General features: G+C 59.4%; 15 protein-coding genes. 13 read left to right on the forward strand and 2 right to left on the reverse strand.

The genetic code is table 11. From position 1 onward, the window contains the following. The first annotated feature begins 2 nt into the window (after nt 1–2). The 9 genes from gspG to HV213_RS23595 are packed head-to-tail and all read left to right on the forward strand — an operon-like array spanning nt 3 to nt 6,084. Nucleotides 3–425 (forward strand): type II secretion system major pseudopilin GspG, encoded by a 423-nt coding sequence (gene gspG / locus HV213_RS23555; protein WP_110272498.1) that lies wholly within the window; start codon nt 3–5, stop codon nt 423–425. Beyond that, nucleotides 425–937, forward strand: coding sequence for a type II secretion system minor pseudopilin GspH (gene gspH, locus HV213_RS23560; protein WP_181483526.1), 513 nt, complete (start codon nt 425–427; stop codon nt 935–937). Before gspG ends, gspH begins: the two co-directional genes overlap by 1 nt. Then, nucleotides 934–1,299: a type II secretion system minor pseudopilin GspI gene (gene gspI, locus HV213_RS23565; protein ID WP_181483527.1), complete on the forward strand. Its 366-nt coding sequence runs from the start codon at nt 934–936 to the stop codon at nt 1,297–1,299. The genes gspH and gspI overlap by 4 nt, the downstream gene beginning before the upstream one ends. After that, a complete protein-coding gene (gene gspJ, locus HV213_RS23570; RefSeq protein ID WP_181483528.1) occupies nt 1,296–1,892 on the forward strand; it encodes a type II secretion system minor pseudopilin GspJ in 597 nt (198 codons plus the stop codon). Before gspI ends, gspJ begins: the two co-directional genes overlap by 4 nt. Further along, nucleotides 1,889–2,869 carry a type II secretion system minor pseudopilin GspK gene (gene gspK / locus HV213_RS23575; protein ID WP_181483529.1) on the forward strand — a complete coding sequence of 327 codons (981 nt, stop codon included), beginning with the start codon at nt 1,889–1,891 and terminating at the stop codon, nt 2,867–2,869. Before gspJ ends, gspK begins: the two co-directional genes overlap by 4 nt. Continuing rightward, nucleotides 2,862–4,058 carry a type II secretion system protein GspL gene (gene gspL / locus HV213_RS23580; protein ID WP_181483530.1) on the forward strand — a complete coding sequence of 399 codons (1,197 nt, stop codon included), beginning with the start codon at nt 2,862–2,864 and terminating at the stop codon, nt 4,056–4,058. Before gspK ends, gspL begins: the two co-directional genes overlap by 8 nt. Beyond that, nucleotides 4,051–4,536 (forward strand): type II secretion system protein GspM, encoded by a 486-nt coding sequence (gene gspM / locus HV213_RS23585; RefSeq protein WP_181483531.1) that lies wholly within the window; start codon nt 4,051–4,053, stop codon nt 4,534–4,536. The genes gspL and gspM overlap by 8 nt, the downstream gene beginning before the upstream one ends. Further along, nucleotides 4,526–5,284: a type II secretion system protein N gene (locus HV213_RS23590; RefSeq protein WP_181483532.1), complete on the forward strand. Its 759-nt coding sequence runs from the start codon at nt 4,526–4,528 to the stop codon at nt 5,282–5,284. The genes gspM and HV213_RS23590 overlap by 11 nt, the downstream gene beginning before the upstream one ends. Beyond that, the gene (locus HV213_RS23595) at nt 5,284–6,084 is read left to right on the forward strand and encodes a prepilin peptidase (RefSeq protein ID WP_181486488.1); all 801 of its coding nucleotides are present in this window, start codon (nt 5,284–5,286) and stop codon (nt 6,082–6,084) included. Before HV213_RS23590 ends, HV213_RS23595 begins: the two co-directional genes overlap by 1 nt. Nucleotides 6,085–6,181: 97 nt before the next feature. Here the strand turns inward: HV213_RS23595 and HV213_RS23600 are convergent, their stop codons facing one another. Together HV213_RS23600 and hrpB are read right to left on the reverse strand one after the other, a co-directional pair. Next, nucleotides 6,182–7,144 (reverse strand): IS110 family RNA-guided transposase, encoded by a 963-nt coding sequence (locus HV213_RS23600; RefSeq protein WP_197975051.1) that lies wholly within the window; start codon nt 7,142–7,144, stop codon nt 6,182–6,184. A gap of 380 nt (nt 7,145–7,524) precedes the next feature. After that, nucleotides 7,525–9,954, reverse strand: a complete 2,430-nt coding sequence (gene hrpB / locus HV213_RS23605; protein ID WP_181483533.1) for an ATP-dependent helicase HrpB — start codon at nt 9,952–9,954, stop codon at nt 7,525–7,527. A 72-nt stretch (nt 9,955–10,026) separates the two neighbouring features. Between hrpB and thpR the strand changes: the two genes are divergently transcribed. The 4 genes from thpR to gluQRS all read left to right on the forward strand — a co-directional run bounded on the left by thpR (nt 10,027) and on the right by gluQRS (nt 12,845). Then, nucleotides 10,027–10,563, forward strand: a complete 537-nt coding sequence (thpR, locus tag HV213_RS23610) for an RNA 2',3'-cyclic phosphodiesterase (RefSeq protein ID WP_139537010.1) — start codon at nt 10,027–10,029, stop codon at nt 10,561–10,563. Next, nucleotides 10,563–11,279 (forward strand): DNA/RNA nuclease SfsA, encoded by a 717-nt coding sequence (sfsA, locus tag HV213_RS23615; RefSeq protein ID WP_181483534.1) that lies wholly within the window; start codon nt 10,563–10,565, stop codon nt 11,277–11,279. The genes thpR and sfsA overlap by 1 nt, the downstream gene beginning before the upstream one ends. Before the next feature lie 164 nt (nt 11,280–11,443). Further along, nucleotides 11,444–11,899 carry an RNA polymerase-binding protein DksA gene (gene dksA, locus HV213_RS23620; RefSeq protein WP_110272509.1) on the forward strand — a complete coding sequence of 152 codons (456 nt, stop codon included), beginning with the start codon at nt 11,444–11,446 and terminating at the stop codon, nt 11,897–11,899. A 64-nt stretch (nt 11,900–11,963) separates the two neighbouring features. Next, nucleotides 11,964–12,845 carry a tRNA glutamyl-Q(34) synthetase GluQRS gene (gene gluQRS, locus HV213_RS23625; protein ID WP_181483535.1) on the forward strand — a complete coding sequence of 294 codons (882 nt, stop codon included), beginning with the start codon at nt 11,964–11,966 and terminating at the stop codon, nt 12,843–12,845. Nucleotides 12,846–12,864: the final 19 nt, after the last annotated feature.

Consider the following 12,864-nt stretch of genomic DNA (forward strand, 5'->3'; position numbering starts at 1 on the left):
ATATGCAACGACAGCGCGGATTCACCTTACTGGAAATCATGGTGGTGATTGTTATCCTCGGCGTGCTCGCCAGCCTGGTGGTGCCCAACCTGATGGGTAATAAGGAAAAAGCCGACCGGCAAAAAGTGGTCAGCGACCTGGTCGCGCTGGAGGGGGCGCTGGACATGTACAAACTGGACAACAGCCGCTATCCAAGCACCGAACAGGGGCTGCAGGCGCTGGTCACTGCGCCGTCCGCCGAGCCACACGCACGCAACTATCCGGAGGGCGGCTATATCCGCCGTCTGCCGCAGGACCCGTGGGGCGGCGATTACCAGTTGTTAAGCCCCGGTCAGCACGGACAAGTGGATATTTTCAGCCTCGGGCCGGACGGCGTCCCGGAGAGCAATGACGATATCGGCAACTGGACGATCGGGAAGAAATAGTGCGCCAGCGCGGCTTTACGCTACTGGAGATGATGCTCATTTTGCTGCTAATGGGCGTCAGCGCGGGCATGGTGATGCTGGCGTTCCCGGCTTCGCGTGACGATGGCGCGGAGCAGACGCTGGCGCGCTTTCAAGCGCAGTTGCGCTTTGTCCAGCAGCGAGGACTGCAAACCGGCCAGTTCTTTGGCGTCTCGGTGCATCCCGATGGCTGGCAGTTCCTGGTATTGCAAGCCCGTGAAAGCAACGATCCGACACCCGCCAGCGACAGCTGGAACGGCTATCGCTGGCTACCGCTGCAGGCCGGGCGCGTCGCCACCTCGGGCAATATCAATCAGGGCAAGCTGAACCTCACTTTCCCACAGGGCGAAGTCTGGACTCCAGGCAACACTCCCGATGTGCTGATTTTCCCCGGCGGCGAAATGACGCCGTTCCAGCTCAGCATGGGCGATGCACCGGGTATCGCGTTTAATGCCCGCGGCGAAAGCCTGGCCGAATCGCAGGAGGCGCAATGAAGCCCCAGTCCGGTATGACGCTGATTGAAGTGATGATTGCGCTGGTGGTGTTCACCCTCGCCGGGCTGGCGGTGATGCAGGCTACGCTCCAGCAAACCCGCCAACTGGGACGAATGGAAGAGAAAACTCTCGCCAGCTGGCTGGCGGATAATCAGTTGGTGCAGCTACGGCTGGAGAATCGCTTTCCGGCGCTGAGCTGGTCGGAAACCACCGTGCAGGCGGCGGGCGTCAGCTGGCATATTCGCTGGCAGGGCGTGGAGACTGACCTTCCGCAACTGCGGGCGCTGGATGTCGAAGTCCGTCACGATAAAAGCGACAAGACCCCGGTCTCTTCGCTACGCACCTATGTCACCCAGCTATGACTCAACGCTCGCGCGGCTTCACCCTCGTCGAAATGCTGCTGGCGCTGGCGATCCTCGCCGCGCTCAGCGTGGCCGCGGTGACGGTGCTGCAAAACGTGATGCGCGCCGATACGCTCACCCGTGATAAGAGCGGGCGAATGCAGGCGTTACAGCAAACCTTCAGCCAGATGGCGGCGGATTTCAGCCAAATCATTCCCCGCCGCAGCCGCGACAGCGCGAGCCTCTTTTTTGCCGGACGCTTTCAATTGAGCAGCGATGACTGGGCGATAACCTTTAGCCGCAACGGCTGGCCCAACCCGCTGGGCATCCTGCCGCGTTCGGAAATTCAGAACGTTAGCTATCGCCTGCGTGAGGGCCAACTGGAGCGCCTGAGCTATGACCAGCAGGACCCATTGCCCGGCAGCCAGCCCACCATCACCGTAGTCCAGCGCGGCGTTCAGGCGTTCCGTCTGCGCTTTTACGCCAGCGGCCGCTGGCAGGATGAATGGCAGCAGCCGCAGACGCTGCCGCAGGGGCTGGAAGTGACACTGGCGCTGGAGCAATACGGCGAAATCAGGCGGCTGTTTCTGCTCACGCCGGGGGGCAGCCAATGAACAACCGCCAACGCGGCGTCGCCCTGCTGATGGTGCTGCTGATCCTTGCCCTGATGATGGTGCTGGCGAGCGCCATGACCGAACGCACTGCGCAGATGTACCAGCAAACCGCCACCACCCTCGATAATCTACAGGCCAAATGGTACGCGCTGGGGGCGGAAACCATGGCGGCGGCGCTGCTGCAACGCGACGCGCTCGACTCGCCGAACCAAACCCATCTGGCGCAGAACTGGGCCCAGCAGGATCGCCGTTTTACGGTTAATGACGGCGAGATTTACGCCACCATTACCGACGCCCAGGCCTGCTTCAATCTTAACGCCATTAACCAGCTCAACGGCGACGAAAACGCCGAAATGCCTTATCCCGCGCAGGTTTTTACCCGGCTGCTGGAAAATCTCGGCAGCGAGCCGCTGCGCGCTTTACAGCTCACCGCAGCCCTGCGCGACTGGGTCGACAGCAATCGTGAGCCGCTGCTGAACGGCGCGGAGGACGAAGTCTATATGGCGCAATCACCCGGCTACCTGACCGGGAATCAGCCGCTGCAGGATGTTAGCGAACTGCGCCTGCTGGTCGGGATGGACGCTGCGCTCTATCAGCGCCTGTTGCCCTACGTCTGTGCCCTGACGGACGACGCGCTACAAGTGAACGTCAACACCCTGAAGCCCGCTCAGGCCGCGCTGCTGGCGGCGCTCTTTCCAGCAGAACTCACCGTACCCGAGGCGCAGCAACTGCTGCAAACCCGCGCATCGACGGGCTGGAGCAGCGTCGCCGCCTTCCTGTCGCAACCGACATTACAAAGAACCGATACCGCCGCCGCGCGTCCGTGGCTGGCGGTACACAGTGAACGCTTTATCGCCACCTTCAGCGTGGTGATGGGCAACGCCCGCTATCAACAACGTAGCCTCCTGCAAAAACAGGGGCGCACCTTCAGCGTCGTTCAACGGCGCTACGGAATCTATTGGGTAGCCGATGAATAACCACCAGACCTCTTCCGCCGCCGTGCTGATTATTCGCCTCAATCCTGATACCTCCACGGCGATATGGCGGCTGGTCGCGCCGGGAGAAGCAGCACAGACCGGAGAATGGCATCCTGATGATGGCGACCAGACACTTAGCCTGCTGGCGCAGCGCTATCCGGCCTGGGTGCTGGTACCGACCAGCGATTGCGCATTTCACCACGTCACTCTGCCCGCCGGAGCCATCAGGCGACCACAGCAGGCGCTGGCGTTTTTACTCGAAGAACAGCTGGCGACGGAGGTCGAAGAGAGCCACTTTGCCCTGCTTCATCAGGACAAAACCGACTGCGCCGTGGCGGTGGTCGGACAGGAAAAGATGCGCGCCTGGCAGGCCTGGTGCGAGGAGCTTGGGCTGAACGTACTGGCTCTGACTCCGGATGTCCTCACGCTGCCGCAAAGCCCAACCGGCTGGAGCGCCGTACAGTGCGGCGAGCAGTGGCTGTTTCGCTGTGATTCGTGGATCGGAATGGCGGTGGAAACCACATGGCTCGACGGGCTGCTGGCCCACTGGCAAAACGTCGCGCCGATAACGTGTTACTCGTCGCCGCCGGATATCGCCGCACCGTGGCAGCCCCTCCCGCCGCAGGACCTGATCCAACTGGCGGCGAACAACCCGGATGCCCGCAAGATCTGTTTACGCCAGGGTAATTTTGCCGCTAAACGCCGCCGTCAACCGACATCCCGGCGCTGGCGTCCAGCGATCGCCGCAGCGCTGGCGCTACTGCTGCTGTGGAGCGGAAATAGCCTGGACGATCACCTCGCCCTGGGGCGACAGGCCGATGCCGCCGTGCAGGCCAGCCGCGATTTTTACCGCCAGTGGTTTAAGGCGGAAAAAAACGTCATCAACCCAAGGCTGCAAATGCAACAGCATCTGCGCCAGCTGGAAAGCTCAGGGGGACAACCGGCGCTTATTTCACGGCTCGGCGCGTTACAAAAAATCATCGCTGAGACGCCGGGCATCCGCTTGCGCGCCCTGAGCTTTGACGCCGCACGCAACTCATTACAGCTCGATATTACCGCCGTTTCACCACGTGCTCTTGAGCAGTTCAGCAATCGCGCACGAACGGGATTCCGCGTGCAGACCGGCGAGATGAAGCCGCGCGCCGACGGTATTGAAGGTCGTCTGACGCTGGAGGGTAACGATGCCTGACCTGCTCGACTTATGGCAACAACGTACGCGTCGCGAACAGCATCTGCTGCTGGGGATGGGCGCGATGCTGCTTATCGGCCTGGTGTATTACGCGCTATGGCAGCCGTGGCAAAACCGCGAGGCACAATGGCGGCAAACGCTGGCCAGAGAGCAGGCTAATCTGCAGTGGATGCGCCAGCAAACGCCGCTTCTCCGGCAGCTTAGCCAGCAGAAACCGCCTATGGCGCAGGAAGAGCCATCGACGGTGATTATGCGCGAGGCCGCCCGCCACGGCATCACCATCGTTCGTCTACAGCCGCAGGGGGCTCGCCTGAGCCTCACCGTGCAGCCCGCCGATTTCCAGTCGCTGATGTTATGGCTGGATGCGCTGGGACAGTCGGGGATGACAACCGCCACGCTGGCTGTCTCAGCCGTAGCACAGCAGCCCGGCTGGGTTACCGTCAATGCGCTGGTGCTGGAGCGTAGTGATGAAAAATAAACTGCTCATTGGCCTGCTGCTGGCGGCGGTCTATCTCTTCTGGCTGTTGCTTAGCGCTCCGGCGCGGCTGCTGACCCTGGCGCTGCCGGAAGGCGCACGGCTCTCTGCAACGTCAGGCACCCTGTGGCAAGGGGAAGCCCGTCAGGCCAGCTGGCGTGGTGTCGAGCTGGCCTATTTGCGCTGGGAGTTTGGCTTCTCGTCCTGGCTTCCCGGCTGGCATATCCGTTTTAACGACCCGTCCGGGCTACGCGGCCAGGCCTGGCTGCACGGTCTGAACGAATTTGTGGTACATGAGGGGCGTCTCACGATCCCGGCCCGTTTTATCAGCCAGAGGTTAGCGCTCGGAATACCGCTGGAAGCCAGCGGTCAGGTGGTGCTGACATTACCTGAAGCCAGCTTTAACGCCAGCGGCTGCCAGCAGATTACCGGCGGCAATATACAGTGGCGGGATGCGGCGCTCAACTCCCCGGCAGGGGCGCTTGAACTGGCTCGCGTAGACGGCAAATTAAGCTGTACCCCAGCGGGCGCGCTGGGTCTTGCCCTAACCCAGGATTCTCATCAGCTTAGCCTCAGCGGACAAGGTTCTTTCACGCCAGACGGTCGCTATACGTTTAGCGGGACATGGCAAACCCGCCAGGCGGCCCCGGCGCTGCTCAGCCTGTTGGCGGCACAAAATGCGCGTAAAGATGAGCAGGGGCGCACGCCGTGGCAGTGGCAAGGGCAGTGGTTATCGCAGGAGACACGATGATGATAGAAAATATCACGCAGCTGGAGGAGTTTGCCGCACAATTCCCGCTCGTCTGGAGCGGTTTTTTACTCCTTTTCGGCCTGACGTTCGGCAGCTTTTTTAACGTCGTTATTCACCGCTTACCGCTGATGATGGAGCAGGTCGGGGGAATTAATCTTTGCTTTCCTGCGTCGTTCTGCCCGCAGTGCCGTCAGTCCATCGCCTGGCGGGATAATATTCCCCTTTTGAGCTTTCTGTGGCTGAAGGGGCATTCACGCTGCTGCGGACTACCGATATCGCATCGTTATCCGCTGGTAGAGCTGGCGACCGGCATGCTGTTTGCGTTGGTCGGATACCTGATGCTTCCGGGGATACCGCTGCTGGGCGGCCTGCTTCTGCTGTCGGTTCTGCTAATCCTTGCCGCCATCGACGCGCAAACGCAGCTGCTGCCCGATCGGCTGACCCTACCACTGCTATGGGCCGGGCTGCTGTTTAATCTTAACGATACCTTCGTTCCGCTGGCGGATGCGGTCATCGGCGCGATGGCCGGGTATTTGTCGCTCTGGACGGTGTTTTGGGTATTTCGTCTGCTAACCGGCAAGGAGGCGCTGGGCTACGGTGATTTTAAGCTGCTGGCGGCGCTCGGGGCATGGTGCGGCTGGCAGATGCTACCACAAACGCTGCTGCTGGCCTCCGCCAGCGGCCTGGTCTGGACGCTGTTACAGCGGCTGGTGACCCGGCAATCGCTGCAACAACCGCTGGCCTTCGGCCCCTGGCTGGCGCTGGCGGGCGGCGGGATCTTTTTGTGGAGCCAGATATAACCGCGCTGACCGGGAAATATCCCTGAGAAATCCCCGGAAATAAAAAGTCGGTGACGGTTTTCTCCCTCTCCCTCCGGGAGAGATACCGTCTTGCCGGTTATCCTGCAAGTGGTATTTCAGCGTTAAATTCATGCCCGGATTTCACCACACCATAAGCCAGCTGCAGTAATTTCCTCATTCCTGCACACACTCGCTCTTTCCCTGTCTTACCCCGGGCTGCAAGCCTTTCCATCAGGTTTTTCACCACCTTATTGCATCTTCCTGCCACTACCGCTGGCATATACAGTGCGCTACGCAGCTCTGCATGGCCCACTTTCGACAGCCTGCTTTTCCCTTTCCACATCCCTGACTCACAACGACGAGGATTCAAACCAGCATACGCCACCAGTGCCTTGCTGTTGCTGAACCGTCGCAGATTTCCTGCGAACGCCAGCAGGCTCACACTCAGCATGTCTCCTATTCCGGGGATACTTTTCAGTAGCTCCCGGTCCCGCTTCAGGTCTGGGTTATCATCGATATGCCGGTTGATTTTATTGCGGGTTTCTTCAATCAGCTCATCCAGCATCGTAACGTGTTCATTCAGGGAAGGAACGATGACTTCATCTGCTGCCTCAAGGCGGTTCATCTCCATCTGACGCATCTCTTCCAGGTTACGCAGGTGGCGTACCAGAGCCGTCAGTTGTCGTTCGCTCAGCGGCGCAGGATGCCAGGGGGCCGGCTGATACAGAGCGCAGTAGCGCGCTATCAGCGCCGCGTCGCTTTTGTCCGTTTTATTGCGGGTCAGTTCAGTGTTTGCGAACGCATGGATACGTGCCGGGTTTTCAAGGCTGACGCAGCAGCCATTATCGGCCAGCAGGGTGGCCAGTTCAGTGCTGTAGCAACCTGTTGCCTCCATGCAGACATGACAGTGACCAAAACGCGCCAGCCAGTTCAGAAATTCGCGGCATCCGGCTGGGGTATTGGCGAATTTTTTGGTTTTGTACTTCTGGTTTGGCAGCAGGACAGCAACGTCGAATTTGAGTTTGGCGATATCAACGCCGACAGGGACAAGATTCATCATGGTACTCCGTAACCTTATGAATATTATCGCCGGACCATCCTTATATGTGGGTGCTCAGGGCACAGGATACCGTTCGGTCTTGAGGCGACAGGGAAACAGGTTACCGGGGCATAATCTCTCCCGCGGGCTCAGGGGCTCCAGGGCTGGGTGATGCTCACCGGTAACCTCCCGATGATCAGTCGGGGATCTTCTCCGCCGGAACGGAGAAGGTCAAGACATAAGGGCCGGGGTGAGGGCATTTTTGCGCATGCTCTCCCCTCACCCTAACCCTCTCCCCAAAGGGGAGAGGGAACCGTCCTGTGATCATTTTTACTATATAACAATGTGTTAGTCAGGTAGCACGGGTAAGGCGTTTGCGCCGCAACCCGTGGACGCTCCGGCTACGAATACTTCTTGGTACGCCGGGTCGGGGCGGTATTGGCCGGATCGTCCGGCCAGACGTGCTTCGGATAGCGCCCTTTCATCTCTTTTTGCACCTCACGATAGCTCCCCTGCCAGAACGCGCCTAGATCGCGGGTGATTTGCAGCGGTCGTTGGGCGGGCGATAGCAGCTCCAGCACCAGCGGCACGCGCCCCTGAGCTATAACCGGGGTCGTCGCCTCGCCAAACATCTCCTGCATCCGCACCGCCAGCGCAGGCGGATTTTCATCATGATAGCGAATGGCGATGCGGCTGCCGGTCGGCACCGTGTAATGACCAGGCAGCTCGCTATCCAGCTTCTGACGAAGCGGCCACGGTAGCCAGTTTTGCAGCGCCTGACGCACGTCCAGCGCCTTGAGCGCGCGCAGCGAGTGAACGCCAGTCATCTGCGGCAACAGCCACTCCTCAAGCGACTCCAGAAGCGATATTTCATCAACGTCGGGCCACGCCTCTTCCGGCAACCACTGCGCGGCACAGTGCAGTCTCAGGCGTAGCTGTTCCGCTTCCGGGGTCCAGTTGAGCACGCTCAGGCCCTTATCCCGGATGCCGTTGAGCATCGCCTGATGCAGCTCCTCTTCCGAAGGCTTCGCCAGCGGCTGGGTCTTGATCACCAGTTGCCCGATACAGGTGCGTCGCCAGGCCTTCAGGGTGCCCAGCGCTTCGTCCCACTCGACGGTATCAGAACGCTGAGCCAACGCCGGACACTGCTCAATCAGCGCATGAATATCCACCGGCAGCGCCAGTAAAATCCGTGCATCCGGCGACGAACTGCCCTGCAATAGCAGCGGCGCAATCAGCCACTCATGGCGACCCAGCGCATCGTCAGCGTCAAGCATTGCACCCATCCCGTTCGCCAGTTGGTAGCGCCCCTCCTGGCCTCGACGATGGGCAATGCGGTCGGCAAAAGCCGCTGCCAGCAGCGCAGCCATTTGGCTGGCATCAGGCTGACCGCCGCGGGTCGCCAGTCGCTTCATCAGCTGCTGCGCTCGCTGCTGCCAGTTGGCCTGCTGGCGGGAAAACGCCGAACTGAGATCGCTATTACCGCCGCGCGGTGGTTCTTCAAGGATCGCCGCCAGTTTCGCCGCCGTTGCCACACCATCGGTATCATCCGTTGCGGTCAACATGGCCGCCAGGCGTGGATCGTTACCCAACGCGGCCATTTTGCGCCCGTGCGCCGAGAGTCGCTCGCCGTCCAGCGCCGAGAGCGCAGTCAGCAGGCGACGGGCCGCCGCCAGGTTAGCCGCAGGCGGCAGATCCAGCCAACGAAGCTGGGACGGGTCCTGACATCCCCACTGTAAAAGCTCCAGCAATAGCGCCGACAGATCGCTTTGCAGGATTTCCGCATCGCCCTGCGCCGCCGCGCGCTCAGCCTGCTCTTTACCGATCAAATGCAGGCAGATCCCCGGTTCCAGACGTCCGGCACGCCCGGCGCGCTGGGTCATCGAGGCCTGGCTGATGCGTTGTGTGATCAGGCGAGTCAATCCCGTGCGAGCGTCAAAGCGAGCGACGCGCTCCTGGGCGCTATCCACCACCAGCCGAATACCTTCGATAGTCAGACTGGTTTCGGCAATATTGGTCGCCAGCACCACTTTGCGCATCCCGGCCGGCGCAGGCAGTATCGCCTTGCGCTGCTCGTTCAGCGGCAGCGCGCCATATAGCGGACAGAGAACCACATCGTTCGCCACCCGCTCCGCCAGCCGCTCCTGCACCCGCTGAATCTCTCCAACGCCGGGCAGGAATAGCAGCATCGAGCCGTTTTCGCTGCGCAGCAGTTCTGCGGCGGCAATCGCCACCGCCTCGTCAAATCGCTGATGCGTTGGCAGCGGCGAAAAACGCCGTTCAACCGGAAACGCGCGCCCTGCGGATGTCACCGTTGGCGCGTCCGGCAGCAGCTGTTGCAAACGCTCGTTATCCAGCGTCGCCGACATGATCAGCAGCTTGAGATCGTCGCGCAATCCCTGCTGCACATCGAGCAGCAGCGCCAGCGCCAGATCCGCCTGCAGGCTGCGTTCGTGAAATTCATCGAGGATCACCAGCCCAATGTCGGTCAGTTCGGGATCGCGCTGGATCATCCGCGTCAAAATACCTTCCGTGACGACTTCGAGGCGCGTCTTCGGCCCGACGCAGGTCTCGGCGCGCATGCGATAGCCCACGGTCTCGCCGGGTTTCTCCCCCAGCAGCTCCGCCAGCCTTTGCGCCACGTTGCGTGCAGCCAGCCGCCGCGGCTCCAGCAGAATAATGCGTCCGTTGATTTTACCTTCCGCGAGGATTTGCAGCGGCAGCCAGGTGGATTTCCCGGCACCGGTTGGCGCATTGAGCAGTACCTGCGGCGCATGCTGCAGGGCAGTGAGAAGTTCAGGAAGAACGGCGGCAACCGGCAATGAGGACACGAAGGGCTCCGGAGGTTAACATTTGAGGGCAAGCATTGTAGCATCCTGATAATTCATTACCGAGTCTCTATCATGTCCGAGCCGAAAAGGCTGTTTTTCGCCCTTGAGCTGCCTAAAGAGGTTCAGCGGCAAATTGTTCACTGGCGCGCCGCCAGCTTTCCCGACGATGCGGGTCGACCGGTGGCGGCGGATAATCTCCATCTGACGCTGGCGTTTCTCGGCGAGGTGAGCACGGAGAAACAGCGCGCACTGTCCGCGATGGCCGGGCGTATTCGCCAGCCGGGCTTTACTTTAACGCTTGATGATGCCGGACAATGGCTGCGTTCACGCGTCGTATGGCTGGGCACCCGCCAGCCACCGCGCGGGGTGCTTCAGCTGGCGAATATGCTGCGCGCTCAGGCGGCCCGCAGCGGCTGCTATCAGAGTCCGCAGCCGTTTCATCCGCATATCACCCTACTGCGCGACGCGCGCCATGCGGTGCCTATTCCGCCGCCCGGCTTCAACTGGGCGTTTGCGGTCAACGAATTTGTCCTCTACGAGTCCAGCTTTAGCCGCGGGCGCACCCGCTACACCGCTCTGGAACGTTACCCTTTCGACAAGGAAAGCTGATGCAGTTCACTCCCCCGCTACAGTCCGCCATCTTAATTAAACGTTACAAACGGTTTCTTGCCGATGTTGTCACCCCCGATGGCTGTGAGCTAACTCTGCACTGCCCCAACACTGGCGCAATGACCGGTTGCGCCGCGCCGGGCGATACCGTCTGGTATTCCACATCGGATAATCCTAAGCGCAAATATGCGCACACTTGGGAATTAACTGAAACCGTACAGGGCGCAATAATTTGTGTTAATACTTTACGCGCTAATACGTTGGCGAAAGAGGCGATTCTGGCAGGAAACATTCCTGAACTTTTGGGTTATAACACGCTGAAAAGTGAAGTGAAGTATGGTTCTGAAAGTAGCCGCATTGATATTCTGTTACAGGCAGATTACCAACAAAACTGCTATATTGAAGTGAAATCGGTTACGTTGGCGGAGAAAGAATACGGTTACTTCCCCGATGCGGTCACCGAGCGCGGTCAGAAGCACCTGCGGGAGCTGATGAGCGTAGCGGCGGCGGGCGATCGGGCGGTAATTTTGTTCGCCGTACTGCATTCGGCGATCGACCGTTTCTCACCCGCGCATCATATTGATGCCAGATACGCACAGCTATTGATTGAAGCGCAAACCAAGGGGGTAGAAATTCTCGCATACAAGGCGGAACTTTCTACCGAAACAATGACTCTGAATAAGCCGATTACCGTGGTGTTAACCCCCGGTAAATAAACGGCTAAATAGTATTCTGGTCGCGAGCGCAAATACGCTTTTCCTCACAGGGTTGTCAAGTGTAACGTTTAGATAATTGCTATCCGGAAAAGCATCTGCTATTTATAGCGGCCTGATTTTTCCCCCTACACGGGGATCGATAGTGCGTGTTAAGGAGAAGCAACATGCAAGAAGGGCAAAACCGTAAAACATCGTCCCTGAGTATTCTCTCCATCGCAGGGGTGGAGCCGTACCAAGTAAAACCGGGCGAAGAGTACATGAACGAAGCCCAGTTGGCGCACTTCAGGCGCATTCTTGAAGCGTGGCGTAATCAACTTAGGGATGAAGTGGATCGCACCGTGTCGCACATGCAGGATGAAGCTGCCAACTTCCCGGACCCGGTAGACCGTGCCGCCCAGGAAGAAGAGTTCAGCCTGGAGCTGCGTAACCGCGATCGTGAACGTAAACTGATCAAAAAGATCGAAAAAACCCTGAAAAAAGTCGAAGACGAAGATTTCGGCTACTGTGAATCCTGTGGCGTCGAGATTGGCATCCGTCGTCTGGAAGCGCGTCCGACCGCTGACCTGTGCATTGATTGCAAAACGCTGGCGGAAATTCGCGAAAAACAGATGGCAGGCTAATCCACTTCGCTGGTGTATCTCCGGCGGGAGTTCGCTCCCGCCTTGATGCTTTATCAGTCACATCATGAAAGACTCACACTATATTGGGCGCTTTGCCCCCTCACCTTCTGGCGAACTCCACTTCGGCTCACTGATTGCCGCGCTTGGCAGCTATCTGCAAGCTCGGGCGCAGGGCGGTATCTGGCGCGTGCGCATTGAAGATATCGATCCGCCGCGTGAAGTCCCCGGCGCCGCCGCAACTATTCTGCGTCAATTAGAACATTACGGCCTGCACTGGGACGGTGAAGTGCTTTGGCAATCGCAGCGTCACGAAGCCTATCGTGAGCGTCTGGCCTGGCTGCACGAGCAGGGACTCTGCTATTACTGCACCTGTACCCGCGCGCGCATTCATGCCGTCGGCGGTCTTTACGACGGTCACTGCCGGGATTTACAGCTCGGTGCACAAAACGCAGCCCTGCGCCTGCGGCAAACGCGGCCGGTTCTCGAGTTTTACGATCGACTGCACGGTACTCTCGTTGCGGATGAACCGCTGGCGCGTGAAGATTTCATTATTCATCGTCGCGATGGGCTGTTCGCCTATAATCTTGCGGTCGTGGTGGACGATCATTTCCAGGGCATCAGCGAAATTGTCCGCGGTGCCGATCTGATTGAACCCACGGTGCGGCAGATTTCGCTGTATCAGCATTTTGGCTGGCAGCCGCCGGACTATATTCATCTACCTCTGGCGCTAAACGCTCAGGGAAATAAACTGTCGAAGCAAAATCATGCTCCAGCGCTATCGCAAGGCGATCCACGCCCGGAAATTGTGCGAGCGTTAACGTTTCTTAACCAGGATGTCATTCAGGAATGGCGAGAGCTGAATATTGACGATTTACTCAAGCATGCGGTAGTGAACTGGCAGCCGGAGAAAATCCAGCATTCTCAAATGCGTTCTGCTGAGCTATGATTAGCCGCTATTTTTTTGT

This window comes from Klebsiella sp. RHBSTW-00484, assembly GCF_013705725.1.
GTDB lineage: Bacteria > Pseudomonadota > Gammaproteobacteria > Enterobacterales > Enterobacteriaceae > Klebsiella.

What these genes read in the sequence shown, in the direction of transcription:
- thpR (WP_139537010.1), top strand. Translation starts at nt 10,027, where the DNA reads ATGTCCGAGCCGAAAAGGCTGTTTTTCGCCCTTGAGCTGCCTAAAGAG.
- HV213_RS23600 (WP_197975051.1), bottom strand. Translation starts at nt 7,144, where the DNA reads ATGATGAATCTTGTCCCTGTCGGCGTTGATATCGCCAAACTCAAATTC.
- HV213_RS23590 (WP_181483532.1), top strand. Translation starts at nt 4,526, where the DNA reads ATGAAAAATAAACTGCTCATTGGCCTGCTGCTGGCGGCGGTCTATCTC.
- gspI (WP_181483527.1), top strand. Translation starts at nt 934, where the DNA reads ATGAAGCCCCAGTCCGGTATGACGCTGATTGAAGTGATGATTGCGCTG.
- gspJ (WP_181483528.1), top strand. Translation starts at nt 1,296, where the DNA reads ATGACTCAACGCTCGCGCGGCTTCACCCTCGTCGAAATGCTGCTGGCG.
- gspL (WP_181483530.1), top strand. Translation starts at nt 2,862, where the DNA reads ATGAATAACCACCAGACCTCTTCCGCCGCCGTGCTGATTATTCGCCTC.
- gspM (WP_181483531.1), top strand. Translation starts at nt 4,051, where the DNA reads ATGCCTGACCTGCTCGACTTATGGCAACAACGTACGCGTCGCGAACAG.
- gspK (WP_181483529.1), top strand. Translation starts at nt 1,889, where the DNA reads ATGAACAACCGCCAACGCGGCGTCGCCCTGCTGATGGTGCTGCTGATC.
- dksA (WP_110272509.1), top strand. Translation starts at nt 11,444, where the DNA reads ATGCAAGAAGGGCAAAACCGTAAAACATCGTCCCTGAGTATTCTCTCC.
- gluQRS (WP_181483535.1), top strand. Translation starts at nt 11,964, where the DNA reads ATGAAAGACTCACACTATATTGGGCGCTTTGCCCCCTCACCTTCTGGC.
- HV213_RS23595 (WP_181486488.1), top strand. Translation starts at nt 5,284, where the DNA reads ATGATAGAAAATATCACGCAGCTGGAGGAGTTTGCCGCACAATTCCCG.
- gspG (WP_110272498.1), top strand. Translation starts at nt 3, where the DNA reads ATGCAACGACAGCGCGGATTCACCTTACTGGAAATCATGGTGGTGATT.
- sfsA (WP_181483534.1), top strand. Translation starts at nt 10,563, where the DNA reads ATGCAGTTCACTCCCCCGCTACAGTCCGCCATCTTAATTAAACGTTAC.